Annotated in this window: 25 protein-coding genes; 4 read left to right on the forward strand and 21 right to left on the reverse strand. The window is 66.0% G+C overall.

Annotation, left to right across the window (positions count from 1 at the left end):
- Positions 1-39: 39 nt before the first annotated feature.
- From KF907_RS05825 to KF907_RS05860, 8 genes are all read right to left on the reverse strand, one after another.
- Entirely contained in the window at positions 40-1,728 is a 1,689-nt protein-coding gene (locus KF907_RS05825; RefSeq protein ID WP_291218986.1) for a heparinase II/III family protein, read from the reverse strand.
- A gap of 26 nt (positions 1,729-1,754) precedes the next feature.
- Positions 1,755-2,732 carry a UDP-glucose 4-epimerase GalE gene (gene galE, locus KF907_RS05830; protein WP_291218987.1) on the reverse strand — a complete coding sequence of 326 codons (978 nt, stop codon included), beginning with the start codon at positions 2,730-2,732 and terminating at the stop codon, positions 1,755-1,757.
- Between the two features lie 27 nt (positions 2,733-2,759).
- Positions 2,760-4,058: a porin family protein gene (locus KF907_RS05835; RefSeq protein WP_291218988.1), complete on the reverse strand. Its 1,299-nt coding sequence runs from the start codon at positions 4,056-4,058 to the stop codon at positions 2,760-2,762.
- A 21-nt stretch (positions 4,059-4,079) separates the two neighbouring features.
- Positions 4,080-4,856, reverse strand: coding sequence for a P-loop NTPase family protein (locus KF907_RS05840; protein ID WP_291218989.1), 777 nt, complete (start codon positions 4,854-4,856; stop codon positions 4,080-4,082).
- Positions 4,853-6,397 (reverse strand): XrtA system polysaccharide chain length determinant, encoded by a 1,545-nt coding sequence (locus KF907_RS05845; protein ID WP_291218991.1) that lies wholly within the window; start codon positions 6,395-6,397, stop codon positions 4,853-4,855. Before KF907_RS05845 ends, KF907_RS05840 begins: the two co-directional genes overlap by 4 nt.
- 37 nt (positions 6,398-6,434) lie before the next feature.
- Positions 6,435-7,055: an XrtA/PEP-CTERM system exopolysaccharide export protein gene (locus tag KF907_RS05850; RefSeq protein ID WP_291218992.1), complete on the reverse strand. Its 621-nt coding sequence runs from the start codon at positions 7,053-7,055 to the stop codon at positions 6,435-6,437.
- 334 nt (positions 7,056-7,389) lie between these two features.
- Positions 7,390-8,397 (reverse strand): NAD-dependent epimerase, encoded by a 1,008-nt coding sequence (locus KF907_RS05855; RefSeq protein ID WP_291218993.1) that lies wholly within the window; start codon positions 8,395-8,397, stop codon positions 7,390-7,392.
- Between the two features lie 209 nt (positions 8,398-8,606).
- Complete coding sequence (locus tag KF907_RS05860; protein WP_291218994.1) at positions 8,607-9,899, reverse strand: nucleotide sugar dehydrogenase; 1,293 nt, start codon at positions 9,897-9,899, stop codon at positions 8,607-8,609.
- Between the two features lie 270 nt (positions 9,900-10,169).
- Here KF907_RS05860 and KF907_RS05865 point away from each other — a divergent pair, with 270 nt between their 5' ends.
- A complete protein-coding gene (locus KF907_RS05865) occupies positions 10,170-11,918 on the forward strand; it encodes a hypothetical protein (protein ID WP_291218995.1) in 1,749 nt (582 codons plus the stop codon).
- Positions 11,919-12,076: 158 nt separating this feature from the next.
- On the opposite strand, the gene glmU is transcribed toward KF907_RS05865, so the two are convergent.
- From glmU to KF907_RS05915, 10 genes are all read right to left on the reverse strand, one after another.
- Positions 12,077-13,438 carry a bifunctional UDP-N-acetylglucosamine diphosphorylase/glucosamine-1-phosphate N-acetyltransferase GlmU gene (gene glmU, locus KF907_RS05870; protein ID WP_291218996.1) on the reverse strand — a complete coding sequence of 454 codons (1,362 nt, stop codon included), beginning with the start codon at positions 13,436-13,438 and terminating at the stop codon, positions 12,077-12,079.
- A 177-nt stretch (positions 13,439-13,615) separates the two neighbouring features.
- A complete protein-coding gene (locus KF907_RS05875) occupies positions 13,616-14,038 on the reverse strand; it encodes a F0F1 ATP synthase subunit epsilon (RefSeq protein ID WP_291218997.1) in 423 nt (140 codons plus the stop codon).
- Between the two features lie 117 nt (positions 14,039-14,155).
- Positions 14,156-15,589 carry a F0F1 ATP synthase subunit beta gene (gene atpD, locus KF907_RS05880; RefSeq protein WP_291218998.1) on the reverse strand — a complete coding sequence of 478 codons (1,434 nt, stop codon included), beginning with the start codon at positions 15,587-15,589 and terminating at the stop codon, positions 14,156-14,158.
- Between the two features lie 124 nt (positions 15,590-15,713).
- Positions 15,714-16,577: a F0F1 ATP synthase subunit gamma gene (atpG, locus tag KF907_RS05885; RefSeq protein WP_291218999.1), complete on the reverse strand. Its 864-nt coding sequence runs from the start codon at positions 16,575-16,577 to the stop codon at positions 15,714-15,716.
- A gap of 94 nt (positions 16,578-16,671) precedes the next feature.
- Positions 16,672-18,219 carry a F0F1 ATP synthase subunit alpha gene (gene atpA / locus KF907_RS05890; RefSeq protein WP_291219000.1) on the reverse strand — a complete coding sequence of 516 codons (1,548 nt, stop codon included), beginning with the start codon at positions 18,217-18,219 and terminating at the stop codon, positions 16,672-16,674.
- 47 nt (positions 18,220-18,266) lie between these two features.
- The gene (locus tag KF907_RS05895; RefSeq protein WP_291219001.1) at positions 18,267-18,800 is read right to left on the reverse strand and encodes a F0F1 ATP synthase subunit delta; all 534 of its coding nucleotides are present in this window, start codon (positions 18,798-18,800) and stop codon (positions 18,267-18,269) included.
- A 4-nt stretch (positions 18,801-18,804) separates the two neighbouring features.
- On the reverse strand, positions 18,805-19,275 hold the full coding sequence (locus KF907_RS05900; RefSeq protein ID WP_291219003.1) for a F0F1 ATP synthase subunit B: 471 nt from the start codon (positions 19,273-19,275) through the stop codon (positions 18,805-18,807).
- A 63-nt stretch (positions 19,276-19,338) separates the two neighbouring features.
- Positions 19,339-19,626, reverse strand: a complete 288-nt coding sequence (gene atpE / locus KF907_RS05905) for a F0F1 ATP synthase subunit C (RefSeq protein ID WP_343214753.1) — start codon at positions 19,624-19,626, stop codon at positions 19,339-19,341.
- A 123-nt stretch (positions 19,627-19,749) separates the two neighbouring features.
- Positions 19,750-20,595, reverse strand: coding sequence for a F0F1 ATP synthase subunit A (gene atpB, locus KF907_RS05910; protein ID WP_291219004.1), 846 nt, complete (start codon positions 20,593-20,595; stop codon positions 19,750-19,752).
- A 4-nt stretch (positions 20,596-20,599) separates the two neighbouring features.
- Positions 20,600-20,938, reverse strand: coding sequence for an ATP synthase subunit I (locus KF907_RS05915; protein WP_291219005.1), 339 nt, complete (start codon positions 20,936-20,938; stop codon positions 20,600-20,602).
- A gap of 346 nt (positions 20,939-21,284) precedes the next feature.
- On the opposite strand from KF907_RS05915, the gene KF907_RS05920 reads away from it, so the two are divergent.
- From KF907_RS05920 to KF907_RS05930, 3 genes are read left to right on the forward strand one after another with little or no spacing between them, the layout of a single operon-like run.
- Entirely contained in the window at positions 21,285-22,115 is an 831-nt protein-coding gene (locus KF907_RS05920; RefSeq protein WP_291219006.1) for a cyclic nucleotide-binding domain-containing protein, read from the forward strand.
- A 19-nt stretch (positions 22,116-22,134) separates the two neighbouring features.
- Entirely contained in the window at positions 22,135-23,130 is a 996-nt protein-coding gene (locus KF907_RS05925) for an FHA domain-containing protein (protein ID WP_291219007.1), read from the forward strand.
- Positions 23,131-23,703, forward strand: coding sequence for an STAS domain-containing protein (locus KF907_RS05930; protein WP_291219008.1), 573 nt, complete (start codon positions 23,131-23,133; stop codon positions 23,701-23,703). It abuts the gene before it with no gap.
- Between the two features lie 86 nt (positions 23,704-23,789).
- On the opposite strand, the gene KF907_RS05935 is transcribed toward KF907_RS05930, so the two are convergent.
- The 3 genes from KF907_RS05935 to queD form a co-directional block, all read right to left on the reverse strand.
- Positions 23,790-25,313: a SpoIIE family protein phosphatase gene (locus KF907_RS05935; protein WP_291219010.1), complete on the reverse strand. Its 1,524-nt coding sequence runs from the start codon at positions 25,311-25,313 to the stop codon at positions 23,790-23,792.
- A gap of 128 nt (positions 25,314-25,441) precedes the next feature.
- Positions 25,442-25,834: a phasin family protein gene (locus tag KF907_RS05940; protein ID WP_291219011.1), complete on the reverse strand. Its 393-nt coding sequence runs from the start codon at positions 25,832-25,834 to the stop codon at positions 25,442-25,444.
- A gap of 155 nt (positions 25,835-25,989) precedes the next feature.
- Positions 25,990-26,346, reverse strand: a complete 357-nt coding sequence (queD, locus tag KF907_RS05945; protein ID WP_291219012.1) for a 6-carboxytetrahydropterin synthase QueD — start codon at positions 26,344-26,346, stop codon at positions 25,990-25,992.
- Positions 26,347-26,359 lie beyond the last annotated feature (13 nt).

Consider the following 26,359-nt stretch of genomic DNA (forward strand, 5'->3'; position numbering starts at 1 on the left):
TGCAGTTCCGTGTGTTGGAAATGACAGGCCGACGTGCGCTCAGCGCTCGTCGTGGCTGAGTTCGACGACGAAGGTGTTGCCACTGCCCTCGACGTCCACGCGCCAACCGGAGCGGAACTCCGCAGCATCGAGTGTCGACCAGTCGAGAGCGGTCAACGTGGCGTCGGCTGGCTCGACGACCTCGATGCGCAGCTTGCCCGCACGGGCCTCACGGTCTCCGATGACGGGTTTGACTGGTACGTTGACCTGGAACACGGCGCGTGTTCCGGATACGGTCCTGAAGGTGTCGTGGACGCGCAGATGGCGACCGGAAAACTTGACTCTGCGTTGCCACGCGCTGACTCCGCTGCCTTGTCCATAGGCCGGTGTCAGGTCGGCTTCGGCCTCGACCTCGCCGGTGGCGGTATCAAGCTTGACAAGTTCCAGCTTGGACACGGTGCCTTCGCGCTGGCGGATCGTCTTGCCGTCACGTTCGAAGCGTACGACGTTGTGTACCTCGGTGCCCTGCTGGATGCCGCTGTGGGTCCAGATGTTCTCGGTGACGGCGAGCCAGTCGCGGGCGAACAGGGTGAACGCGCCCTGGTCCTGATGGGCATGGCTTTCGAGGTAGGGACCTGCACCGAAGCCGAACCACATCGCGTCGCGATCCCAGCCGGTGCGCGCGAACAGGCGTCCCACACCGCGCGCATGCCAGGCGAGTTCCGCCGGCGGGGTCTTCGATTCACCGGCCGGGAGCAGGTCGTAGCGATAGTTGAAACCGTGCATCATCTGCCGGATAGAGATCGCCCCGAGCCACCACGAGGCCATCGCGCGCGCGCCCTCGTCATTGCTGGAAATACGCGCTTCGAGGACCAGACGACGGTGGTAGTCATAGAGCTCCGGTTGCGAGACACGCGACTGGTCGCCGATCGGCGCGAAGCGATCCAGCGTCGGCATGGTTGCATGGACCCAGAAGCGGATGCTGTCGGAGAGATGTGTGCTGGCGTTGGCGAGATCTTCGCCGGTCGAATCCTTCCAAAGGCGATACAGGGCAAACAGACGCATGTGCGCCGCTCCGTAGCCGGTGCCTTCCAGGCTTCCGCCGCCGGGTAGCTCGGCGTAGTAGGCCTTCAGCGGTGGCAGCTTCTCGTTGCGCAGGTAGGCGAGCCAACTTGCATTGCCGCTGGCCAGCGCCCAGTTCATCGTCGCCTCGATGAAGCTGTAGTAGTAGTTGTTGCCAGGGTTGTCGATCGACCAACCGGTCCACGCAGCGGGCGTGTCGCCCCAGCGTGCCGCCTTGGGATTCCACACGTTGGCGATCGTACGGTCAGCATACGTCGTCCATTGCGCGCGCTGTCCGTCGGAGAGGCGTTCGCCGCAGGCCGCGAAGGTCTGGGCGAGCGCACCGATGCGGGGCCCGACCTCGAGATAGGAGTCCCCAGCCACGGCAGGTCGCTGTCCGTCGGCAATCCTTGCATCCGCCTCGTCGACTTCGGCTTGCACCATGCGCACGGCGCTGTCGCAGTAGCGGCCCAGGCCAGTGATGCGGAACATCGCCACCGCATCGAGTGCGGAGAACTCGTAGCCCGGATTGCCACCGACGGCTTGGTCGACCCAACCCTTGAAGCGCTTGTAGGCAGCCGATTTTTGGTCGACGTAGCCATAATCCAGTACGAGTCCATCTGCACCCGCCGACGACACTGCAAAGGCGAGGACGCAGGCAAGCAGGCTGGTGGCGGAGCGTGGCATGTGTGTCATCGGAACTACCCGGCGAATCAGGATGGCAGCCGACGTTCCCACGCCAGCGCGGTACGGACGATGAAATCGAGGTCGTCGTGGCGGGGCTTCCAGCCGAGCAGCGCGCGCAGGCGCCCGCTGCGCGCGACGAGACTCGGCGGATCGCCGGCGCGGCGCGGCTCCTCGACGAGGGCCAATGGATGACCGCAGGCGCGCTCGACCGCAGCGATGACCTCACGCACGCTGTAGCCATGGCCATAGCCGCAGTTGAGCGTCGCCGAGGCGCCGCCGTCGCGCAGATGATCGAGAGCACGCAGGTGTGCGTCGGCGAGATCGGAGACATGAATGTAGTCACGAATGCAGGTGCCATCCGGCGTGGCATAGTCGCTGCCGAACACGGACAGCGACGCACGCTTGCCAAGTGCCTGTTCGCAGGCGACCTTGATCAGAAGGGTGGCGTTGCGCGTCGACTGACCGATACGCCCGAGAGGGTCGCCGCCAGCGACGTTGAAGTAGCGCAGGATCACGTGACGCAAAGGCGTCGCCGCCGACAGGTCGCGCAGCATGTTCTCGCTCATGAGCTTGGACATGCCGTAAGGGTTGATCGGCTGGGTCGGCGTGTCCTCGTCGGCCTCGCCTGATTCAGGCATGCCGTATACCGCAGCAGTCGACGAGAACACGAACTCGCGCACACCGGCCGCGCTGCAACTCGCCAGCAACGCGCGTGTGGCACAGGTGTTGTTGCCGTAGTACTTGAGTGGATCACGAACTGACTCGGGCACGACCGTATGCGCGGCAAAATGCATCACGGTCTTGATGCCGCGTGCGCGAAGCAACGCTTCGACGAGGTTGCGGTCGCCGACATCAGCGTGCACGAGTTCGACACCGATCAGGGCGTCGCGGAATCCGCTGCACAGGTTGTCGAGGACGACGACCTGTTCGCCGCGTTCGACCAGTTGGAGTACGACGTGGCTGCCGATGTAGCCAGCGCCGCCGGTGACGAGGATCGGATTCATGTACTCATGCGGCAGTCGGCGAGTGCGTCATCGCGTGTAGGCAAAACGCAGGTACGCGGCATTCTCGTCGAACGAATCCGCACCTGTGCCGGCATGACGTTCGTTGCGGCTGAGGTCGATACGCCAGCGCCAGTGGCGACTGAGCTGCTGGCTGAGGTAGATTCCATAGCGGTAGTCGCGGTCGGTGACGCCATCATCGACGTAGCGCCGACGCAGCGCTTCGGCGGTCGCACCAAGCGTCAGCAGCGGTCGTAGCAGATATCCCACGTTGATTCCGGCTCCAATCTCGTTGCGATCGGCGGCGAGAACCACGGCTTCCTGCTCATAGCGGAAGCGTGCGGCGTGCACGGTCGAAGCGATGTTGAAGCGCGTGCTTTGATACAGGTAGTTCCCTTCGAGGCGACGCTCGCGGTAGACATCGGCGCCGATCGCTTCGCCGCCGATGTCGATACCGCCGAGTCCGAGGTCGAAGGCCGAGCCGCCAACAGCGAGCGCGCTGACAGCATCGGAATACTGCCAAGCGAACGCCATGCCGAAAGTGCTCCTTTCGCTTGCGCGCCAGTCCAGAGATGCGCGTGCCAGCGGACCGCTGACGTCGCCACCCGCATCGAAGTCAAGTCGTGTGTAGCCCAGAGCTACGCCGAAATCGAGGTGGGCGAGCGTTGCGTCGTAGTCGAGATAGGCGGCGTGGCGTCGGTAGTCACGTGCAACCAGGTCGTCGTCGAAATCGATGTCCTGGACTTCGAGGTTGGCATTGAGGCGGCGAGTCGGTGCCAGCTGCCACTGGAAGCGCTGGGCGAGGCCGAGGCGGCGCGAATCGAACGCGCCGGTTTCCTCGGCATAGCTGTCGATCCAACGCAGTTCGGTCTGGCCCTGTACGGTCGGTCCGACGCGAAAGCGCAGGGTAGGCCCGGTCGTGAACACATTGGTCTGTTGCAGGTTCCCCGGTACATCGGGATCGCGCAGGCTGATCGGGTACAGGCCGAGGTGGTCGGCAAACGTCCAGGCGAAGCGTTCCGGCACGATGTCCCAGTTGATGTTGCCGTTGAGCGTGCCGCGGAATTCGCTGCCGAAGGTTCCGTCGAGGTAGTTGCGGTATTCGAGCACGCCGGTCACCGCCGCCTGCACGTTCGAACCGGACTCGACGAGGCTGAAGTCCAGATGGGGGATCAGTACGGTCTCATCGATCGGATCGGTCGGCGACAGGGTGATGTTGTCGCTGCGCAGGAGGCCCAGCTCGACCGTGTAGTCAAGGCGCAGCGCAAAAGCGTCGGGGCAAGCCGCGATAAGCAGTGAGGCGACGGTCAGGCGAAAAACGGTACGCATCACGGAACCTCCCGAAGCCCCTCAGGGCAGTTGGTTGAGGACGATGCCAGCCAGCTTTCCGGGATCGAAGTTGGCCATGACCTTCTGGATCGTGCCGGGTGTGTCCCGGCCGCTGCCTGCAACCAAGACGACGAAATCGACGAGGTCGGCGAGGATGCGTGCGTCGGGCGAGCCCTTCACGGCCGGGCCATCGAGGAACAGGTAGCGGTCCGGGTAACGGCTGCGTAGCGAGTCGAGCAGGGCGCGCATGCGGAAAGACGAGAAGTACTCACCGCTCATCTCGCGTTCGCGTCCGGCCGGGATCAGGCGCAGTCGCGGAATGCCTGTGTGGTGGAGAATCTTCTCCACGCCGATTGCTGGGTGGTCGAGGTAGTCGATCAGGCCACTGCCGTTGGCGTCGATGCCAAGTGCGGTGTGTTGCGAGGGATGGCGCAGGTCGCAGTCGATCAGCAGGGCGGTTTTCGCTTCGTCGAAGGCGAAGGCGGCGGCGAGGTTGCGGGCGACGAAACTGCCGCCCGATTTCGAGCTGATGGGCGCGACCATGGTGACGAAATTGCGGTCGCCGCCGAGCGCGAGCAGGCGCGTGCGGATCTCGCGGAAGGCGTCGGCGTGGCGTCGCACTGATTCCTCGCGGTGGATCAGGCGACGCTCCTCGAGTACGCGCCGTGCCAGCGCATGCGGCTCGACGATCTTCGCGATCGAGCGCGAGGCGCTCGTGCGGCGAGCGATGTCTCCGGCGGCGGCATGCAGCGCATCACCGACGTGGTCGTGCATGTCGTCCGGCGATGTCATGGTCATGAGTTGTGCAGCCTGAACCAGTAGGTGATGGCGAACGCTGCCAGCACGCCGGTCACTACGAAGAAGGCAAAGCCGATGCGCGCGCGGTCACGGATGCGCTCGCGTGCGGTGGCATAGGTCGGGACGGTGGCGAGCACACTGATGCCGGTTGCCTGCTCCAGCTGGCGCGCCGAACGCACGCGAGGGTCCAGGCGCACGAGGGCAAGCAGTAGTCCGAGCGGTGTGGCCAGCGCGAGGGCGAGACCGGCCCCGGCGAAGTGCGCGAGGCGCAGACCTGACGGACGCAGCGGCAGGATTGCCGGATCCTGAATCCGGAAGGTCAGGCCGCGCTGTTCCTGGTCGAGCACCATCGATACACGCGCGTTCTCGCGCCGCCGCAGCAGATCCTGGTAGATGTCGCGATTGACTTCGTAGTCGCGCGTTAGTTCGGCCAGCGCGCCTTCGGAGGCGGCGATACGCCGGCTGCGGTCGAGTTCCGCGTTGAGCATGCCTTCGCTGCTCGACATGCGCGAGCGCGTGGCGGCGATCTCGCGGCGGAGCTCGCCGAGGCGCAGTTTGAGTTCCTGATAAAGCGGATTGAACTGCGCGTTGTCGAACGGACTCTGGCCGTCGTTCGCGCCGGGCTGCTGACGTCGGGCTTCTTCCGCGGCGAGCTGACGCTGGACATCCTGCATTTGCATGCGTGTGCGCACCACATCGGGATACTGCTCGGTATAGGTGAGCAGGAGGCGATCGAGCTGGGACTGCAACTCGATCAATTGTGCTCGATACAGGCCGGCCCGCGTCTGCACGGCGGTGACTTCCGACTCGCCGGAAAGCTGGGCTACCAGCGCAGCTTCTCGCGATTGCTGCTCCATGAGGGTCATGCGCGCCTGCTCGACCTGAGTGCGCAGCGCGCTAATGCGCGCATTGGCGTCGGTGGCGCTGCCGGGCTGCGCGTCCGCATGCGCAGAGCGGTACTTGAGCAGGCCGTCCTCGGCATCGGTGAGCTTCTTGTGGTAGTCGTTGACTTGGCTGTCGATGAACTCGAAGGCCTCGCGACTCTCGCGCTCCTTGGCGGCCTTGCTTTCGGCGATGAACTGTTCGGCAAAGTGTTGCGTAACTTCGTAGGTACGGTGCGGTTCGGAATCACGGTAGGTGATCTGCACCAGTTCAGGTCGTGGGCTGGTGACCGTCGTGCGGTCGCGGATCTGTTCCATCAACCGGTCCTGCTCGAGGGCACTCGGGTGGGTTTCCTGCCAGCCGCCGTGCTCCAGCACGCTCCCGAGGACCTTGCGACTGAACACGACCTGGCGAGCGATGCCCGCGTGGTCGGTCACGCTGGTCGGCACGGCACGGCCTTCGAGCAGCGGCTGGATGATGTCACTGCCTTGGGCGAGGATCGTCGTCGATGCCACATAGGTGCGCGGCCAGACGATGCCGATGACGAGGCCTGCGAGGGCAATCACGGCGAACAGGATCGACATCGTCACGCCATAGCGCCGCATCTCACGGACAAAAACCGGCAGCAACTCCGTGACCGGTGCAATCTCGTTGTTCATTGCCGGGACGACCTCGTGTCGTTCTCGTTCGACGCGTTCAGAACGAACGCTCGGGGACGGTGATGACATCCCCCGGCTGGACTTCGTAGTTCGTGCCGAGGTCGCCCTTGTGCAGGATGCGGTCGAGGCGCACGGCGAAGGCCTTGGTCGACGCACCGCTCTTGCGATAGAGCTCGGTGCGGTCGGAGGCGGCAAATTCGTTGGTGCCGCCAGCGGCGAGCACGGCGTCGAGCACGGTCATGCCCTGTCGGTAAGGTACCGAGATTGGTGTGCGCACCGCCCCGGTCACGCGTACGCGTGAGAGGTATTCGTGGCTGCGCAACTGGTCGACGATGACCGTGACCTGTGGGTTGCGCACGTAGGTTTCGAGCCGCGTACGGATCTCGGCCGCGACTTCCTCCGGAGTCTTGCCCCCGGCCTCGACGTCGCCGACGAGAGGTACCGAGATCTTGCCGTCCGGACGCACAGGGACGGTCACGTTCAGGTCGGGGTTTTGCCAGACCGCGACCCGAATGCTGTCGTCGACACCGATCCGGTAGGCCTCGACCGCCTGGGCCTGAAGGTTGACGGCCGGCGCATCACCAGGCCGGGGCCCGCTGGCGCAGCCCGTGAGCAGCAGGAACAAGCCGCCGATGAGCGGCAACCACGGCGCCTTCATGCCCAACCCTCCCCAGATCGTCTAATAATGTGAAACATATCACATTTTCCAGAGGTCCCGGACCAGCCTCGACAGTCCGCGATCCCGGAAACTCCTGACTTTGCCGATCATGGCCGAAGCTACCCGTACGAAATCAAGCTCTTGCTGGAGCGGCTCCAGCCGCGAACGGGTTGGATCAGACCAGGAACGCTCGGTTCGACAATGGCGCCATGACATCGCAAGGTCCGCAGCGTTGTGCGCTGACTTGAGAGATGGCCAGTCTGCCCTCGTCGTCACGCCTTGATCCGCACTCGCACAGGGCCGTGGCGCTGTTGTGGAACAGATCAGAGCATCTCTAGGCGCCGTAGTAGTGGCGATACCAGGTGACGAAGTTTGCCACACCGGTCTCCACGCTGGTCGACGGCGCGTAGCCGGTGTCGCGGGCCAGTTCCTCGACGTCGGCGCAGGTGTCCGGCACGTCACCGGGCTGCATCGGCAGCAGGATCTTCTCGGCCTTGCGCCCGAGGCATTCTTCGATCACCTCGATGTAGCGCGCCAGTTCGATCGGCTGGTGGTTGCCGATGTTGTAGACGCGATACGGCGCCGATGACGAACCGGGGTTCGGCTCGAGCGCGTCGAAGGCCGGGTCGGGCGCCGGCACGCGGTCGAGCGTGCGGATCACGCCCTCGACGATGTCGTCGATATAGGTGAAATCGCGCGTGTGCCGACCGTGGTTGAACACCTCGATCGGTTCGCCGGCGAGGATCTTTCGCGTGAACAGGAACAGGGCCATGTCGGGGCGGCCCCACGGTCCGTAGACCGTGAAGAAGCGCAGGCCGGTGGTCGGCAACCCGAACAGGTGGCTGTAGGTGTGTGCCATCAGCTCGTTGGCCTTCTTGGTCGCGGCGTACAGGCTGACCGGATGGTCGACCGCGTCACGCACCGAGAACGGCAGCTTGCGGTTGGCGCCGTAGACCGAACTCGACGAGGCATACACCAGATGCTCGACGCCGCCGTGGCGACAGGCCTCGAGGATGTTGGTGAAACCGACGAGGTTGCTGTCGATGTAGGCCTGTGGATTCTGCAGCGAATAGCGCACGCCGGCCTGGGCGGCGAGGTTGACCACGCGCTGCGGGCGGAAGTCGGCAAACGCCGCATTCATCGCATCGCGGTCCTCGAGCGAGGCACGCACGCAGCGGAAGCCTGCATGCGGCGTCAATCGCGCGAGGCGCGCCTCCTTCAGCGTCGGGTCGTAGTAGTCGTTGAGGTTGTCGTAGCCGAGCACCTCGTCGCCGCGCGCGAGCAGGCGTGCGCTGAGGGCCGAACCGATGAAACCGGCGGCGCCGGTGACGAGGATGCGCATGGGGTTGAAGCCGTGATTGGTGATTCGTGATGGGTGATTCGGAGAAGCGGCGGTTCGAGGTGGTGCATGTTAGCGGAAGCAGTTGGCCCGTCCGCACGAACAAGGGGCGCCGGTTTGCTATCGTCGTGGGCCACTTCAAGTTTCGAGAGAAGCATGCGTGCTGGTTCTTGATCTTGGCGCTTGGGGGGCGTCGCAAGAATCACGACCTTTCACAGCCGATCATCCACCGCCTCGCGCGGCAGCACGTTCTTGACGTCGAACAGAACGCAGCCGGGTTTGCCGAGCGCGCGGATGCGGGCCACGCCCATCTCGACGAACTGGCGGTGGGCGACGGCGAGCACGATCGCGTCGTACTTGCCGTTCTCCAGCGCCGGCACGAGCGCGAGCCCGTATTCGTGCTCGGCCTCGGCGGCATTGACCCACGGGTCGTGCACGTCGACGTTGGCGTGATAGCTCCTGAACTCGTCGACGACGTCGGTCACGCGCGTGTTGCGCAGGTCCGGGCAGTTTTCCTTGAAGGCCAGGCCGAGCACGAGGATGTTGGCGCCGGCGGCGTGGATGCGCCGCTGGGTCATCAGCTTGACCACGCGCTGGGCGACATGGCTGCCCATGCCGTCGTTGATGCGCCGTCCCGACAGGATCACCTCGGGGTGGTAGCCGATCTGCTGCGCCTTGTGGGTCAGGTAATACGGATCGACGCCGATGCAATGCCCGCCGACCAGGCCCGGGCGAAACGGCAGGAAGTTCCACTTGGTGCCGGCCGCGGCCAGCACTTCGCCGGTATCGATGCCGAGGCGGTGGAAGATCAGGGCGAGTTCGTTGACCAGGGCGATGTTGAGGTCGCGCTGGGTGTTCTCGATGACCTTGGCCGCTTCGGCGACGCGGATGCTCGAGGCCTTGTGCGTGCCGGCGGTGATCACGCGCCGGTACAGCGCGTCGACGAACTCGGCAGCCTCGGGCGTCGAACCCGAGGTCACCTTGAGGATCGTCTCGAGGCGGTGCTGCTTGTCGCCCGGATTGATGCGTTCGGGGCTGTAGCCGACGAAGAAGTCCTCGTTGCAGCGCAGGCCCGACTCGCGCTCGATGATCGGCACGCAGACTTCCTCGGTCGCGCCGGGGTAGACGGTCGACTCGAAGATGGCGACGCCACCGGGGCGGATCGCGCGACCGACCGTGCGGCTGGCGGACTCGAGTGGACGCAGGTCGGGGCGCTTGGCATCGTCGATCGGCGTCGGCACGGTGACGATGAAGACATTGCAGTCGTCCAATGCGGCGGGATCGGCGCTGAAGGTGAGCATCGGTGCGTCGCGCAGCTCCTCGGGCGAGACTTCGAGGGTGTGGTCGCGGTGCGCCGTCAGCTCGGCGATGCGTGCGGTATTGATGTCGAAGCCGAGAGTCGGCAGGACGCGACCGAAACCGACCGCGAGCGGCAGGCCGACATAGCCGAGGCCGATCACGCAGACCTTCGTATGCTCCGGGCGGGGCAGTGCAGCACTGGGCATCGATGACTCCCTGCGAGTGAGCGCGCGAGTCTAGCAGGCCACCGGAGGTCGGATCCCCGCGTCCGACGGGCGGATCCGGCTGTCGGATGCGCCCGCCGGCGGTCCGTCGAGGTGCGTCCGGCGGACCTGCGTCACGTTCGCGGTCGCTCCAAACGAGACCTGCGTCGGATATTCGGCAGCTCCAGAAAGTTTCACGTAAGCCTGTGATCCCATTCAAGAAGTTTCCATCAAGCCAAGGTCATGATTGCGCCCCCTGATGGAGTGCATGTCGTGATTCGCCTGTTCTTGCTGCTCGTTGTACTGTCTGTTTCCGCACCGGCTGCCGCCGTCGAAGCCTTCCTTGCCGGTCCGGTTCCTTCGGGGAGCCTCGAGGTGAAACTCGTGCCGACCGAAGCGGCGACACCCGGCACGTTGCGTCTAGTCACCTTCGGTGTGCCATTTCCGCGCGGATCGATCACCGCGGCCGGTCTCGCCACGCTGCGTGTCATGAAGGACGGCAGCGAGATTCCGGCCCACGTGCGCGAACTGACACCCTGGCGTCATCGCCTGAACCCTGCGCTGGACGGTACCTCCGTACGTGTCGCCCGCGTGCAGATCCGCTACAGCTTCGCCGGTACCGCGCCCGAGACCGTCACGGTCAGCTGGGGTGGTGCGCCGCGCCAGAACGACGTGCCGAGCCTCGAACCGGTGCGCAATGGCTGGCATACCGCCAGCAGTGGCAGTTTCATCGCCGCCGACAACGTGCAGGAACCGGACGTCCTGGCCGTCCTGCCGGCATCATGGTTGAGCCTTGGCGCCTTGCGCGGTTCGCGCAACCTGCCATTCGATGCCAGCAACACCGAGGGACGTGACAATCCGGCGACAAACGCTGCGATTCAGCATTGGTCCGGTCACACCGAGGCCGATCGAGCGATGAAGAACAACTTCTACGCGTCGATCAACCAGGACGATGCGCGTGTCACCGCGGCCAACCAGTGCAGGTACAAGACAGAGTACGAGCCCTGGTTGTACGACCGCGCCTCGACGATGTTCGCGCTGTATGTGCGCAGTGGTTTCGCCGGCGCGCTGCGCGAGGCTGTACGCGCTTCGGATTTCTATACCGACCATGTCAACACAAGCGGTCATTTCGACATGCGCAACGGCGACACCAAGTACGTGTATGCCGAGAATCTGGCCTATCGATACTGGCTGACCGGCGACGACAGCGCGCTCGATCGCCTCGCTGCGATCGTCTCGGCGCACGACGGCTTCAACGAGGCGTGGACGCCTTCGATGGGTTTTTGGACTGAACGCCACGTCGCGTACAAGTTGCTGGCCAATCAGGTCGCTTACGAACTGCTGGGTGGCAACCATGCTGCACGCGTCGGCACGATCGTCTCGCGGCTTGTCAGCCACCAGAATGGTGCCAACGGACAGATCCCGCAGCCCGCGGGCTACGTCGATGGTGGTCTATACCACTTCGGGTCGCAGCACGATGGTGACTGGGCCAGTGGATCGCTCGGCGCGTCTAGCTGGATGAGCGTGTTGATCGTTGACGCCATGCTGCGAGCCTATTCCACGTCGGAGGATCCGGCGATCGCGGACTTCGTGCGGCGCATGGGCAATTTTCTGCGCGCCTCGACCGTCCTGACAGCTGCGCACACCTACAGCAACCATGCCGGTGCACTCGCCTTGCCGCGCTATGCGATGCTTTGGAACGGCAGCAACGGCCAGATCAACGACGCCGATGTGGAGCACTCCCTCGATGTCGCCACTGGTCTTGCCTGGGCGCACTATTTCGCAGAATTGCTCGGACAGCACGACCCGCGTCTGGCCGAGACTGCCGAGGATCTCTATTTCACCTACGACGAGGGGGTGAACTTCTGGATCCGCCCGAATGGTCCGGCCAGCGGCCTGCCGGCCTACCGTACCTCGCCATGGCGCAAGTTCAGTTGGGAACATCGTGTCTCGGGTGGCATGGGTTGGGCCATGCAGGCCACGATCACGGTCGATCCGGTGTTCGCGAACGGCTTCGATTGAACGCGATCGGCCGCGTGGGCTCGGGGCTGTGACGAGCGACGGGATCATGAGCGTTGCGGGTGCCGGAGTCTTGCCGGATTTGGCAACGAGCGCACATGCATGCATCGCCCCTGGACACCCCAAATGGGGCGATGTGCCCAAATCAGCCCCGCGTATGCTTACTTCCCGGGTCTCCGCCAGCCTGGAACGGTGGCCTGGCGCACGCGCGCGATGGTGAGCTCGCCATCCGGCGCATTCCTGGTGACCACCGAACCGGCGCCGATGGTCGCGCCGCTGCCGATGCTGACCGGGGCAACGAGCGAGGTGTTCGAGCCGATGAAGGCGTTCTCGCCGATCACGGTACGGAACTTGTTCACGCCGTCGTAGTTGCAGGTGATGGTGCCGGCACCGATGTTGGCGCCGGCGCCGACTTCGGCGTCGCCGACGTAACTCAAATGATTGGCCTTGGCGCCGCTGGCGAAGGTGGCGTTCTTGGTTTCGACGAAGTTGCCGATGCGCGTGCCGGCGGCGAGTTCGCTGCCAGGACGCAGGCGCGCGAATGGGCCGATCACGCAGGGGCCGTGGGTGGTCACGCCTTCGAGGTCACAGTGGCCGCGCACGACGGTACCGGCGGCGAGGCGCGAATGCGCGATCCGGCAGAACGGCCCGATCGAGACCTCGTCACCGAGCATCACCTCACCTTCGAGGATGACATCGACGTCGATCTCCACGTCGCGTCCGGTCGTGACCTTGCCACGCAGGTCGAAGCGCACCGGGTCGGCGAAGCGCACGCCTGCCGCAGCCAGGGCGGTTGCTTGCAGGCGCTGGTAGAGGCGTTCGAGTGCGGCAAGTTGCCAGGGGTCGTTGGCGCCGAACACTTCCTGAGCATTCATGCACAGGCTTGCCTCGGCGGGTTCGCCTTCGTCGTTGGCCTGGGCGTAGATGTCGGTCAGGTAGTACTCGTGCTGGGCGTTGTCGTCGGACAGGTTGTTGATCCACACGCGCAGGCGGCGTGCATCGGCGGCGAGGATGCCGCTGTTGACCCAGGTGATGGCGCGCTGCTCGGCGGTGCAGTCCTTCTCCTCGACGATCGCGCGCACACGGCCGATGCCGTCGCGGATCACGCGACCGTAACCGTACGGTGTTTCGAGCTGGGTAACCAGCGCGCTCAGCGGAGAGCGGATGGCCAGCAGGTTGGCCAGCGTCTCCGCGCCGATCAGCGGCACGTCGCCGTACAGCACGAGCACGCGTGCATCTTCGGGGATGGCTGCCATGGCCAGGCGCACCGCATGGCCGGTGCCGCGCTGTTCGGATTGCAGCACCCAGGAAAGGTCGGGATCGGCGAACGTGGCACGCACCTGGTCGCCGCCATGCCCATAGACGATGTGGATCGCCGCCGGTTGCAGGCCGCGTGCGGTGGCCAGCACGTGGCCGAGCATTGGCCGGCCGGCGAGCGGCATCAGCACCTTCGGTCGCGCGGACTTCATGCGCTTGCCCTCGCCGGCGGCGAGGATGATGACGTGCAGCGGCACGGCGGACATGGGCGTTCTCCCCCGGATCAGGCGGGAAACCTTAGCGGAAATCCTCGGGGTGGAGAACACGCTGGATTGGCCAGCATGACGCAAGGCCGCGCGTGGCCGGCAGACGGTTCGGTAGGGTGGCCGGAAAGCACGACGCCGGCTCGTGGCCGGCGTCGTGGTGAAGCCCGTGGAGTGGGATCAGTGCTTGAGGTTGCGGCGCAGGCGTTCGAGCGCCTGCAGCTGCGCGGTGGCCTCGGCCAGGCGGGCCTGGGCCTCGGCGACTTCGAGCGCCTCGGAGCGGTTGGCGAGCGCGCGCTCGGCGTCGTCCTTGGCCTTGCGCGCCTGCGCCTCGTCGAGGTCGGCGGCGCGCACCACGGTATCGGCGAGCACGGTCACGACCTGCGGCTGCACCTCGAGGATGCCGCCGGAAACGTAGAAGAACTGCTCCTCGCCGTTGCCGAGGATGACGCGCACCTGGCCCGGCTTGAGGCGCGTGATCAGCGGGGCGTGGCGCGGCGCGATGCCGAGCTCGCCCATTTCGCCGGTGGCGACGACCATCTGGGCGTCGCCGTGGAAGATCTCGGCTTCGGCGCTGACGATGTCGCAGCGGATTGTGCTCATGGGTCTCTCTCGCTATCGCTCGTTCGATGGGAATGGGAAATCGGGAGTGGTCAGAGCGCGTTTCGTCGGCTTGCCGCTTCCGGCGATTCCCTGTCCCCGGTTCCAGGAAGGCAGCCGTCAGGCCGCCTTCTTGACGCCCATGTCCTCGGCCTTCTTGAAGGCCTCGTCGATGCCGCCGACCATGTAGAACGCCTGTTCGGGCAGGTGGTCGCATTCGCCGTCGCAGATCATCTTGAAGCCGCGGATGGTTTCCTTCAGCGACACGTACTTGCCGGGCGCGCCTGTGAACACCTGGGCGACCGTGAACGGCTGCGAGAAAAAGCGCTCGATCTTGCGCGCGCGCGAGACGGTGAGCTTGTCGTCTTCCGAAAGCTCATCCATGCCGAGGATCGCGATGATGTCCTTGAGCTCCTTGTAACGCTGCAGCATGCCCTGCACGCGGCGCGCGGTCTCGTAGTGCTCGGTGCCGATCACCAGCGGGTCGAGCTGACGGCTGGTCGAGGCCAGCGGGTCCACGGCCGGGTAGATGCCGAGCGAGGCGATGTCGCGCGATAGCGCCACGGTCGAGTCGAGGTGGGCGAAGGTGGTCGCCGGCGACGGGTCGGTGTAGTCGTCGGCGGGCACGTACACGGCCTGGATCGAGGTGATCGAGCCGGTCTTGGTCGAGGTGATGCGCTCCTGCAGCACGCCCATTTCCTCGGCCAGGGTCGGCTGGTAACCGACCGCCGAAGGCATGCGGCCGAGCAGCGCCGAGACCTCGGTGCCGGCCAGGGTGTAGCGGTAGATGTTGTCGACGAAGAACAGCACGTCCTTGCCCTTGCCGTGCTCGTCCTTCTCGTCGCGGAAGTATTCGGCCATGGTCAGGCCGGTCAGGGCGACGCGCAGGCGGTTGCCGGGCGGCTCATTCATCTGGCCGTACACCATCGCGACCTTCGACTGCGCCTTGTCGTCGAGCTTGACGACGCCGGCATCGATCATTTCGTGGTAGAAGTCGTTGCCTTCGCGCGTACGCTCGCCGACGCCGGCGAACACCGACAGGCCGGCGTGCTGGGTGGCGATGTTGTTGATCAGCTCGAGCATGTTGACGGTCTTGCCTACGCCGGCGCCGCCGAACAGGCCGACCTTGCCGCCCTTGGCGAACGGGCAGACCAGGTCGATGACCTTGATGCCGGTCTCCAGCAGCTCGTTGGCGGCGGCCTGCTCGTCATAGGCCGGTGCCTCGCGGTGGATGACCCACTGGTCCTTCTCGCCGATCGGGCCGGCCTCGTCGATAGGATTGCCGAGCACGTCCATGATGCGGCCGAGCGTCGCCTTGCCGACCGGCACCTTGATGCCTTCGCCGGTGTTGGTGACGACGAGGCCGCGCTTGAGGCCGTCGGTCGAACCGAGCGCGATCGTGCGCACGACGCCGTCGCCGAGCTGCTGCTGCACCTCAAGCGTGATCGCCATGCCCTCGATCTTGAGCGCGTCGTACACCTTCGGCACGGATTCGCGCGGGAACTCGACGTCTACGACGGCGCCGATGATTTGTACGACTTTGCCTTGGCTCATTGCGGGGAACTCCATGGAACTGTTTGGTTGTTTGGCTTTGGGATCCGAGATTCTGGATTCGCAAGAGCGCTCGCGGCGCATGCTGTTTCGAATCTCCAATCCCCAATCTCGAATCCCGGCTTCTCTATACCGCCGCCGCGCCGCCCACGATTTCCGAGATTTCCTGCGTGATCGCCGCCTGACGCGCCTTGTTGTAGATCAGCGTCAGCGAGCCGATCGCCTTGGTCGCGTTGTCCGACGCGCCCTTCATGGCGACCATGCGCGCGGCGTGCTCGCTGGCGAGGTTCTCGAGCGTCGCTTGGTACACCAGCGACTCGACGTAGCGCGTCAGCACGTGGTCGAGCACGGTCTCGGCGTCGGGTTCGTAGATGTAGTCCCAAGCATGCGTGGCGGCGAGCTCGGTCGACGGCGGCAGCGGCAGCAACTGGTCGATCGTCGCGCGCTGGGTCATCGTGTTGACGAAGTCGTTGTACACCAGTGAGACGCGATCGAGGCGCCCTTCCGTGTAGGCGTCGAGCATGACCTTGATGACACCAACCAGCTCGGTCACTTCCGGGCGCTCGCCAAGGTGTGTGACGCTGCCGACCATGTTGAGCTTGAGGCGCCGGAAGAAGGTGACCGCCTTCTGGCCGACGCAGACCAGTTCGACCTCGACGCCCTTGGCCTGCCACTCGCGGATCTCGGCGAGCAGGCGGCGGAACAGGTTCGAATTGAGGCCGCCGCAGAGGCCGCGGTCGGTCGATACCACGATGAAGCCGATGCGCTTGATCTCGTCACGCTCGACCATGAACGGGTGCTGGTATTCCGAGTTTGCGCGCGCGATGTGGCCGATGACCTGGCGCATCAGGCGTGCATACGGACGCGAGGCCTTCATCAGGTCCTGCGCCTTGCGGATCTTCGATGCCGAGACCATCTCGAGCGCACGCGTCACCTTGCGGGTGTTCTGCACGCTCTTGATCTTGGTTTTGATTTCTCTGCCGCCGGCCATTTGCTCGCTACGCTCGCTTGTGATTGGTGATTGACGATTGGTGATTCGCGCCCCGCTCTTGCCGATGCCGAATCACGAATGACGAATCACGGCATTACCAGTTGCCGGTGCGCTTGAACTCCTCGAGACCGTTCTTGAACACGGCTTCGATGTCGTTGTTCCAGTCGCCGGTGTCGACGATCTTCTTCATGAGGTCGCCGTGGTTGCTGTGGAAGAACGCGTGCAGGGCGGTTTCGAACGGCAGGATCTTCGCGATCGGCAGGTCATCGAGGAAGCCCTTCTCGGCGGCGTAGATCGACAGTGCGAGTTCGGCGATCGACAGCGGCGCGTACTGCTTCTGCTTCATCAGCTCGGTGACGCGCTGGCCGCGCTCGAGCTGGGCGCGTGTGGCGGCATCGAGGTCAGAAGCGAACTGGGCGAACGCGGCAAGCTCGCGGTACTGGGCAAGCGCCAGCTTCACGCCGCCGGAAAGCTTCTTGACGATCTTGGTCTGTGCGGCGCCACCCACGCGCGACACCGAGATGCCGGCGTTCACGGCCGGGCGGATGCCGGCGTTGAACAGGTCGGTTTCGAGGAAGATCTGGCCGTCGGTGATCGAGATCACGTTGGTCGGCACGAAGGCGGAGACGTCGCCGGCTTGGGTTTCGATGATCGGCAGCGCGGTCAGCGAGCCGGTCTTGCCCTTGACCGCACCCTTGGTGTGCTTCTCGACGTAGTCCTCGTTGACGCGCGCGGCGCGCTCGAGCAGACGCGAGTGCAGATAGAAGACGTCACCCGGATACGCTTCGCGGCCCGGCGGGCGCTTCAGCAGCAGCGAGATCTGGCGGTAGGCCCAGGCCTGCTTGGTCAGGTCGTCGTAGATGATCAGCGCGTCTTCGCCGTTGTCGCGGAAGAACTCGCCCATCGCGCAGCCCGAGTAGGCCGCGATGTACTGCATGGCGGCCGACTCCGACGCCGAGGCGGCGACGATGATCGTGTGCTTGAGCGCGTCATGTTCCTCGAGCTTGCGCACGACGTTGGCGATCGACGACTGCTTCTGGCCGATCGCCACGTACACGCATTTGATGCCCGAACCCTTCTGGTTGATGATCGTGTCGACGGCCAGGGCGGTCTTGCCGGTCTGACGGTCGCCGATGATCAGTTCGCGCTGGCCACGGCCGATCGGGATCATCGAGTCGACCGACTTGTAGCCGGTCTGCACCGGTTGATCGACTGACTTGCGCCAGATCACGCCCGGCGCGACCTTCTCGATCGGCGAGGTCAATGAGGCACCGATCGGGCCCTTGCCGTCGATCGGGTTGCCGAGCGCGTCGACCACGCGGCCGAGCAGTTCGCGGCCGACCGGCACCTCGAGGATGCGGCCGGTGGTCTTGGCGACGTCACCTTCGCGCAGGTGCTCGTAGGCACCGAGCACGACCGCGCCGACCGAGTCGCGCTCGAGGTTCAGCGCGAGCGCCACGGTATTGCCGGGCAGCTCGATCATCTCGCCCGACATCGCGTCGGTGAGTCCGTGGATGCGCACGATGCCGTCGGAGACGCTGGTGACCGTGCCTTCGTTGCGCGCGTCGGCACCAAGCTTGAACTTCTCGATGCGGCTCTTGATGAGGTCGCTGATTTCGGACGGGTTGATCTGGGTGGCCATGGTTGTCTTCCTGGAGGACGGGCCCGGCCCGTCCTGCGAGTGCGAATTCAGTGGGTAAGGGCGTGTTCGAGGCGTTCGAGGCGGCCGCGTACCGAGCCGTCGATGACGACGTCGCCGGCATCGATGACGGCACCGCCGAGCAGATCCGTGTCAACCGACTGGCTGATCTCGACCGCGCGGCCGAAGCGACGGCCGAGCGCGTCCTTGAGCTTGGCCAGCCCGGCATCGTCGATCGGCGTTGCCGCGCGCACGTCGACCTTGAGCACGCGCTCGGATTCGAGCTTGAGCTCCTCGAACAGTGCGGCGATCTCGGGTAGCACTGGCAGGCGGCGGTTGTCGGCCAGCAACTGGACGAAGGCATTGAAAGCGGATTCAGCCGCTTCGCCGGCCGGTACGCACAGCGCCGCGAGATCGCCCGCGCCGATGCGTGGGTCGCCGAACAGCGCGGTCACGCGCGGATCGGCGGCCACGTTCGCGGCAAAGGCGAGCTTGCCGGACCAGTCGGCGAGGGTGCCGCTCGCGCGTGCGCTTTCGAACGCGGCGCGGGCGTACGGGCGTGCCAGGGTCAGTGCGCTCGACATGGCGTCAGATCTCGGCGACGAGCTGATCGATCAGCGCCTTGTGGGCGTTGGCATCGATCTCGCGCTTGAGGATCTTCTGCGCGCCGGCAACGGCCAACGCGGCAACCTGCGAACGCAGTTCCTCGCGTGCCTTGTGTGCCTGCGCCTCGATGTCGGCCGCGGCGATCGCTTTCTGCTTGGTCGCCTCGACGATGGCGTCGTTGCGGGCCTTCTCGACGATCTGGTTGGCCTGCTGCTGCGCCTTGTCGACGATTGCCGCCGCTTCGGCACGCGCCTTGCGGATCTCGTCGGCGACGCGTGCATCGGCGTCGGCGAGTTCCTGGCGCGCGCGGTCGGCCGCGGCCAGGCCCTCGGCGATCTTCGCCTGGCGCTCCTCGATGGCCGCGATGATGTGCGGCCAGCCGAACTTCATGACGAGCCAGGCAACCAGGAAAAACGCAATTCCCTGGATGACCAGCGTGATGGTGATGCTCATCGCGGTACTCCTGCACGCGGCCACCCGCGGGTGGCCGCCGTCGATGCGGGTCGGGTGCGGCGCTTACTTGACGCCGAGCGTCGCCAGCAGCGGGTTGGCGAAGATCAGCAGCAGAGCGATGGCGACGCCGATGATCGGCACCGCGTCGAGCAGGCCGGCGATGATGAACATCTTGGTCTGCAGCATCGGGGTCAGTTCCGGCTGACGCGAAGCGCCTTCGAGGAACTTGCCGCCGAGCAGGGCGAAGCCGATCGCCGTGCCGAGGGCGCCGAGGCCGATCAGGAGGCCGGCGGCGATGACGGTCATGCTGAGCAGGTCGCCGATCTGGGCAACGTTGGCGATGGTTTCCATGGTTGTCTCCTGTTGAAGCTGGGATTGGGGATTGGGATTCGGAAAAGCGGGGAAACAAGCGTTACTCAAACAGTGCGGCCATGGATGGCCGCTTTTTGATTCTCGCGATCACGGACGATCGCACTAGTGATGCTCTGCAGCCATGCTCAGGTAGACGATGGTCAGCGTCATGAAGATGAAGGCCTGCAGGGTGATGACGAGCACGTGGAACGCCGTCCAGGCGAAGCCGGCAATGATCTGGCCGGCGCCGAGCAGATAGGTCGAGAAGTGGTCGAGCGTCGCGCCGAGGGTCATCACCGCGATAAGGATGAAGATCAGCTCGCCGGCGTACATGTTGCCGAACAGTCGCAGCGACAACGACACCGGGCGCACGGCTTCCTCGATCAGGCGCAGCAGCAGGTTCGGCGGGGCCAGCAGGATCTTGCCGAGTGCGCCGTGGGCATGGAACGGCGCGGTCAGGAACTCGCCGAAGAAGGTCTTGATGCCCTTGTGCTTGAGGCCGACGTACTGGATCAGCAGGAACACGGTCACGGCCATGCCGAGCGTGGTGTTGAGGTCGGCGGTCGGCACGACGCGCAGGTACGGGATGCCGGCGGCGGCACCGGCGGCGGGCAGCCAATCCACCGGGATCATGTCCATGAAGTTCATCAGGAACACGAGGCAGAAGATCGTCAACGACAGCGGCGCGATCATCTTGCTGCGGCCGTGGAAGGTCTCGCGCACGAGCCCGTCGACGAAGCCGACGATCATCTCGATTGCGCATTGCAGCTTGCCGGGCACGCCGGAAGTGGCGCGCCGGGCGACGCGCAGGAACAGGACGACGAACACGAGGGCGAGGACGAGCTTGACCAGCACGCTGTCGAGGTTGATCGTCCAGAACGCCCCATCTCCCACCTTGTACTCCAGATGATGGAGATGGTGCTTGATGTACTCGGTCATGTTGGCGGGGCCGTGTTCTTCGCTGGCCATCGGGTTACCTGATTGCAATTAGGGCGATCCAGAACGACAGCTGTGCCACCAGCACGCCGGCGATGAGGCCCGGGAAGGGCAGCTTCAGCACGGCGATGGACAGATAGAGCGCAGCACAGATCCACATCCACTTCAGTACTTCGGCGGCATACGCTGCACGCATCGCTGTCCGTACTGGCACCACACCCCGCCCGAACAGGCGCAACGCGAACAGCACGTTCCCCGCGGCGATGACGAGGCCACCGACGAAGGCGGCGAGCCCCGTGCGCCAACCCCAGGCCGCCGCGACCGCGGCGGCCACGCACGAGGCGCCGGACTGCAGCAGCGTGGTGCGGACAGCCACACGCCATCCGTGGGCGATCGAGTTGCGCACCTGGCCGGCCCCATCTGGCGGCATCGATGCCGCGGGAAAATGGCATCGACAAAGCCTGAAAATGATAGCAGCACGTTTTCACGCGCCGCAACACGATCGAGCCCGGAACCAGGGTGCCACCGAGGGCTTGTGCGTCGTTATGTCACAGGCGACGCGGGCCGGGTACAGCGGCGAAGTGACCGGGCCGGCGACCTTCACCCGCGGGCTTGCCCGGTTCGCGCCTGCGGTCTCGGCCGGGTTGCCGCCTTTGTCCGGCGCTCGGCATAATCAGAGGCCGAACGCCGGCTTTCGCCGCGCCCACAGTCCTCCGATGGAAATGCCCCTGGCTTCCACCCTCGATGTCCCTGCCGGCCAGTTCGTGTTCCGCGAGGGCGAAGCCGGGCAGGCCATGTTCATCGTCGAAAGTGGCGCGATCGAACTCCTGATCGCCGCGCGCGGCGCCGAGCCGGTCGCCGTGCTCGGTCCCGGCGAATTCTTCGGTGAAATGGCCATGCTCACGGATCTGCCGCGCTTCACCAGCGCACGTGCGCGCGGGACCGCGCGCCTGCTGCGCATCGAGCGTACCGAGCTCTCCGACCTGCTGCGCCAGAACGCCGCGATCGGCGAGTGCATGTTGCGCATGTTGTCGGCGCGGCACCGCAACAGCGAGCAGCGCCTGACCGAGGCGATGGCAGAAATCGCGCGCCTGCGCGGTCCGGCAGCGAAACCGGCCGCAGCGCCGAAACCCGCCAAGGCCCCACCCCCGGCGGCCGTCGAGGCGCCGGCGCCGACCTCGATCGGTGTCGAAGCCGCGGCCCCGGCGGCCCCGGTCCCGCCGTCGTCGGAACGCTGCCTGCTGCGCCATGCCGGCGGCGAGTCATTCCCACTCGATCCGGCGGTCGCGGAGTTCCTCATCGGCCGCCCCGATCCGGCTGCCGGCATCCGCCCCGAGATCGACCTCAGCGGCCTCGATGCCACGCGCAGCCTCAGCCGCCGCCATGCGAAACTCGTCCGCCAGGGGCGCCTTTACTTCGTGCGCGAGGAAACCAGTACGGTCAACGGCACCTTCGTCAATGGCACGCGCGTGACGACCGGCAACGACGTGCCGATCAAGCCCGGCGACACCTTGCGGTTCGGCGCCGTCGAAGTCCTGTTCACCGCCGCCTGAAGGCGGCCCGGAGGGAAACATGGTCAAGAACGCGGCAGCATCCGAAGCCCTGTCGGGCGTCGACCTCAGCGTCATCGATGCCCTTAAGGCGCTCAAGCAGGACGCCGATGTCCTGCGTGAACGCCTGTCCGGCCTCGATGCGGTCAAGGCCGACTTCGACCCGGCGGTCCATGCGCGCGTACGCGCGGACTATTCGTCGAAGCTGGCGGCACTGGAGACCGAGGCCGAGCCGCTGCGGCGCACCGCTCGTGAGACCTACGCGCGCCTGCGCGGCGTGCTCGCGGAGATCGACGCCGCCCATGAGGCAGTCAAGCTCGATCGTCAGGAAATCGAACTGCGCCACAAGCTCGGCGAGTTCGACGATGCCGCCTTCGCCGAGCGCATCAAGGCGATCGAAGCCCAGCTCGCCGAACGTGCCGCCGCGCACAAGCAGGGCGAGAAGCTGCGCGGGCGCTTCCTCGAGGTGTTCGACAGCGAAGAAGAGCTGCTGCACGGCGCGCCCGAGCTCGACATTCCGGGTCCGGCCAGCACGCAGGAGATGCCGATCGCCGAGCCGCCCGCCCCGCCGTCGTCGCAGGCAGCTCCGCTGCCGCCCGGCGTGCCGCCGACCGCGCAGACGCAGATCCTGCAGGTGCTCAAGCTGCCCGAACCGCCGCGCGTGCCGCCGCCTCCGGGCACTGGCACGGCCGCGCCGGCATTCGGCCCGAGCGCGACGATGTCGCTGCGCACCGCACGCCTGGTACCGCAGAACCCCGAGGCCGGCCGCACCGCGATCCCGCTGCCGCCGAAGCCGGTCTCGCTCGGTGCCGAAGCCGGCAACGACATCCGCATTGGCGGTCCCGGTGTCGATGCGCGCCACGCGCAGATCACCGTCGACAGCAAGGGCTACACGTTGAGCGATCTCGGCAGCAAGGCCGGCACGCGCGTCAATGCCGAAGTCGTCCAGCAGGCGGTATTGCGCCATGAGGACGTCATCCAGATCGGCATGGCGCGCTTCGTGTTCCGGGAAGGATAAATGGCGCTCGAGATCCGCGAGGAGAAGGCCGAGCCGTTCTGCGTGCTCGCCCTGGTCGGCCGTCTCGACACCGAGACCGCGGCCGACCTCGAACTCGCCGTGCAGGACCTGCTGCAGGCCGGGCAACGCCACCTCGTGCTCGATCTGGCCGGCATCGGCTATGTGAGCAGCGCCGGCCTGCGCGTCCTGCTTGCGTTGGCCAAGGCCGTCGAAGGCAATGGCAGCGTGCGCCTGGCCGGGCTCAACGCCGCGGTGCGCCAGGTGTTCGACGTCGCCGGCTTCACCCGCCTGTTCGTGATCCATCCGGACCGCAAGTCCGCGCTGGCCAATCCGCCGGTGGGCGTTGCGGCTGCCGCACCGGCGGCGGCTCCGACACCCACGGCTGCACCCGCCGCAGCATCCGCACCTGCTGCTGCACCGGCACCGGCGCCGCCCGAGCCCGCGGCCGGCATCGATCCCCTCACTGCCGCCGCGGCCCGCCTGCTCGGCGTCGACCGTGGCAAGGCCTCCACCGGCAGCGCCGATGCCGCCCTCGTGGCCTGCGCGGCGCAGTTGCTGGGTGCGAGGTCGTGATTCGTGACTCGGGAGAGGCGTAGCGCGTTTCGCTTCTGCTCGCAGTGGCTTTTGCCAATCACCAATCACCGATCACCGATCACCGATCACGAACGCTCCAAAACCACCAGGGTGAGATCATCCGCCGGATCGCTGGCGCCGGCATGCGCGGACACGGCCTGCTGGATCGCCTGCACGATCGCTCCGGCGCCGCGCGTGGTGGCGAGCACCGTCGTCACCGGATCGAGGCCGAGCAGGTTGTCGTCTGCATCCTGGGCTTCCTCGAGGCCGTCGGTGTGCAGCAGCATGGCTTCGCCGGGGGCTAGGCGCAGGCGCGTGGCGCGGAACGAGGTGCGCGCATCGACGCCGAGCGCCGAGGCTTCGTCGATGGCGAGCGGGGCCACCGTGCCGTCGCCACGACGTACCAGCGGCGGCGGATGGCCGGCATTGGAGAACTCGATGTCGCCGCCCTGCGGATCGAAGGCGAGTGCCTGCGCGGTGACGAACATGCCGGGTTCGAGTTCGTCGAGCAGCAGCAGGTTGAGCGACACCAGCAGGCTGGCCGGATCGGGCGCCTGGTTCGCAATCAGGCGCAACGCCATGCCGAAGCGCGCCATGACCAGCGCCGCCGACACGGCCTTGCCGGACACGTCGGCGATGACCAGGCCGAGGCGGCCGTCGGCGAAGCTGAACCAGTCGTAGAGATCGCCGCCGATCGTGCGCGCCGGCTCGTAGGCCTCGGCGAACGACCAGCCCTCGACAGTCGGTGTGTTCTGCGGCAGGAAATGTTGCTGGATGCGTCGCGCCAGCGCGAGGTCGCGTTCGGCGAGGCGGCGCTCCGGATGCTGGCTGCGCCGCGCGTCGAGCAGGACCGCAAGCGCCGCCGCGATGGCCTTGCCGAGACTGCGATCGGGATCGGCGAAGCAACCTTCGTGCAGTGATTCGACGACCAGCGCGCCGAGCGTTTCACCAGCGAACACCAACGGCAGCGCCAATGCACTCGCGACGTTGGCAACGCCGATCTGGGCGAACGTGGCAGCATCGCCGGCAAGGCCGTCGACATGGCGCAGGCTGGCTTCGGCCAGCGCCGCGCGCGCGTCGACAGGAGGCGTCTCGCGCACCTGCTCGTCCACCTGTGCGAGACGCGTCGTGCCGGTGCGCGTGACGAACAGCGTCACCCGGCCCGCCGCCGGGAACATGTCGAGGATCGTCGCCAGCGCCTGCGTGAGCAGACGCGCGGGCTCGTCACGCCGCGCCGGCAGGGTGGTCAGCGCCGAAAGCCCCTCGTAACGCGCCAGCCAGGCTTCGAGCACGCGCGGCGAGGACGCCGATACTTCCTTCACCTCGGCCTCGAAGCGCGCCGGCACTTCACCGAACAACAGCAGCGCGACCGGCCCGAGCACGGTTTCGCCGCTCAGCATGCGCGACTCGCAGGCCGTGCCGTTTGCACTGCCGAGATCGGCGAGGCGCCAGTTGCCTTCATCATCGCGGCGGATCTGCGCATGCCGGCGCGACACGGTTGAATCGTCGATGCGCACGTCGCAATAGGCGCCACGACCGATCGTCACGCTGTCGTCGAAGCTGTACTCGCGGCCGGCGAGCGGGCCGTCGGTGATGGTCAGGCGGGGCATGGCGGGAGTGTCGCATGCGCTGGCCGCGCAGGCACAAAAAAACCGGACGGCGGACCGTCCGGTTCTGAAGAGCGCTGCGAACTGTCGAAGGGGAGGGAGTGTCCGCAGCGCCTTGTCGCCTGTGGAACTTACTTGCCGGCGGCAGCCTTCTTGACCGCGCTGACCTGCTTGGCGACGGTCTCGTTGGTCGCCTCGAGCGAACCCTTGATCAGGTTGCCGAGCGCTTCGTTGGTCTTCAGCGTGACGCCGATGACTTCCTGGCCGGTGCTGTAGAGCTTCTCGGCCGACTGCTTGGCGAGCTGCACGCCCTTCGGCCAGATCGCCTTGGCGCCGTCGAAATCGCGCACTTCGGCGGCTTCCGACCAGAACGCGCTGGCCGCGCTGACCTGGCTCTCGATCGACTTGATCTGCAGGTCGGCGATGCGCTCGAAGCCTTCCAGCGTCACGCCCTGGGCCTTGACCGTCGCGTCGGCGAAGTTCTTGCCGAGCGCCAGGAGCTGGGAATTGAACTGCTCGTACATTGGATGTCTCCCTCGGTTGGTTGAACGATGGGCGCACCTTAGCAAAGGTTTTGTTGCGACGCAACAAGAATATGCCCGGACGGTTCATCCAGCGTTTGGATTCGGCAGTCTTTCCCCATTCCTGGTGACGCTGCGACGCAGCAGGAACGCGGCCCTCAGGGGCCCTGATAGATGCAGCCGGAGGTGCAGGTCTCACGCACCACCACGCGCGCCAGCAGCGGCAGGCGTGGCTGCAGGGCCTGCCAGATCCAGCGCGCGAGGTTCTCGCTGGTCGGGTTGTCGAGCCCTTCGATCTCGTTGAGGTAACGGTGGTCGAGGCGCTCGTGCACCGGGGCAAAGGCTGCGCCGATGTCGGCGAAGTCGGCGACCCAGCCCGTGTGCTCGCCGACCGGCCCGGCCAGATGCACTTCCACCTCGAACGAGTGCCCGTGCAGGCGCGCACACTTGTGCCCGGCGGGTACGTTGGGCAGGCGGTGGGCCGCTTCGATACGGAAAATCTTGAAGATCTGCATGGGCGATTGCCGG

The organism is Dokdonella sp., from assembly GCF_019634775.1.
In the GTDB taxonomy this organism is placed as follows: domain Bacteria; phylum Pseudomonadota; class Gammaproteobacteria; order Xanthomonadales; family Rhodanobacteraceae; genus Dokdonella.

Bases quoted from the DNA above. Each gene is read 5' to 3' on its own strand.
- KF907_RS05935 (WP_291219010.1), bottom strand. From the start codon at position 25,313: ATGCCCCGCCTGACCATCACCGACGGCCCGCTCGCCGGCCGCGAGTAC.
- queD (WP_291219012.1), bottom strand. From the start codon at position 26,346: ATGCAGATCTTCAAGATTTTCCGTATCGAAGCGGCCCACCGCCTGCCC.
- KF907_RS05875 (WP_291218997.1), bottom strand. From the start codon at position 14,038: ATGAGCACAATCCGCTGCGACATCGTCAGCGCCGAAGCCGAGATCTTC.
- atpE (WP_343214753.1), bottom strand. From the start codon at position 19,626: ATGGAAACCATCGCCAACGTTGCCCAGATCGGCGACCTGCTCAGCATG.
- KF907_RS05835 (WP_291218988.1), bottom strand. From the start codon at position 4,058: ATGCGTACCGTTTTTCGCCTGACCGTCGCCTCACTGCTTATCGCGGCT.
- KF907_RS05920 (WP_291219006.1), top strand. From the start codon at position 21,285: ATGCCCCTGGCTTCCACCCTCGATGTCCCTGCCGGCCAGTTCGTGTTC.
- KF907_RS05855 (WP_291218993.1), bottom strand. From the start codon at position 8,397: ATGCGCATCCTCGTCACCGGCGCCGCCGGTTTCATCGGTTCGGCCCTC.
- KF907_RS05900 (WP_291219003.1), bottom strand. From the start codon at position 19,275: ATGAGCATCACCATCACGCTGGTCATCCAGGGAATTGCGTTTTTCCTG.
- KF907_RS05895 (WP_291219001.1), bottom strand. From the start codon at position 18,800: ATGTCGAGCGCACTGACCCTGGCACGCCCGTACGCCCGCGCCGCGTTC.
- KF907_RS05840 (WP_291218989.1), bottom strand. From the start codon at position 4,856: ATGACCATGACATCGCCGGACGACATGCACGACCACGTCGGTGATGCG.
- galE (WP_291218987.1), bottom strand. From the start codon at position 2,732: ATGAATCCGATCCTCGTCACCGGCGGCGCTGGCTACATCGGCAGCCAC.
- atpD (WP_291218998.1), bottom strand. From the start codon at position 15,589: ATGAGCCAAGGCAAAGTCGTACAAATCATCGGCGCCGTCGTAGACGTC.
- atpA (WP_291219000.1), bottom strand. From the start codon at position 18,219: ATGGCCACCCAGATCAACCCGTCCGAAATCAGCGACCTCATCAAGAGC.
- KF907_RS05940 (WP_291219011.1), bottom strand. From the start codon at position 25,834: ATGTACGAGCAGTTCAATTCCCAGCTCCTGGCGCTCGGCAAGAACTTC.
- KF907_RS05845 (WP_291218991.1), bottom strand. From the start codon at position 6,397: ATGAACAACGAGATTGCACCGGTCACGGAGTTGCTGCCGGTTTTTGTC.
- atpB (WP_291219004.1), bottom strand. From the start codon at position 20,595: ATGGCCAGCGAAGAACACGGCCCCGCCAACATGACCGAGTACATCAAG.
- KF907_RS05850 (WP_291218992.1), bottom strand. From the start codon at position 7,055: ATGAAGGCGCCGTGGTTGCCGCTCATCGGCGGCTTGTTCCTGCTGCTC.
- KF907_RS05925 (WP_291219007.1), top strand. From the start codon at position 22,135: ATGGTCAAGAACGCGGCAGCATCCGAAGCCCTGTCGGGCGTCGACCTC.
- glmU (WP_291218996.1), bottom strand. From the start codon at position 13,438: ATGTCCGCCGTGCCGCTGCACGTCATCATCCTCGCCGCCGGCGAGGGC.
- atpG (WP_291218999.1), bottom strand. From the start codon at position 16,577: ATGGCCGGCGGCAGAGAAATCAAAACCAAGATCAAGAGCGTGCAGAAC.
- KF907_RS05930 (WP_291219008.1), top strand. From the start codon at position 23,131: ATGGCGCTCGAGATCCGCGAGGAGAAGGCCGAGCCGTTCTGCGTGCTC.
- KF907_RS05860 (WP_291218994.1), bottom strand. From the start codon at position 9,899: ATGCCCAGTGCTGCACTGCCCCGCCCGGAGCATACGAAGGTCTGCGTG.
- KF907_RS05825 (WP_291218986.1), bottom strand. From the start codon at position 1,728: ATGCCACGCTCCGCCACCAGCCTGCTTGCCTGCGTCCTCGCCTTTGCA.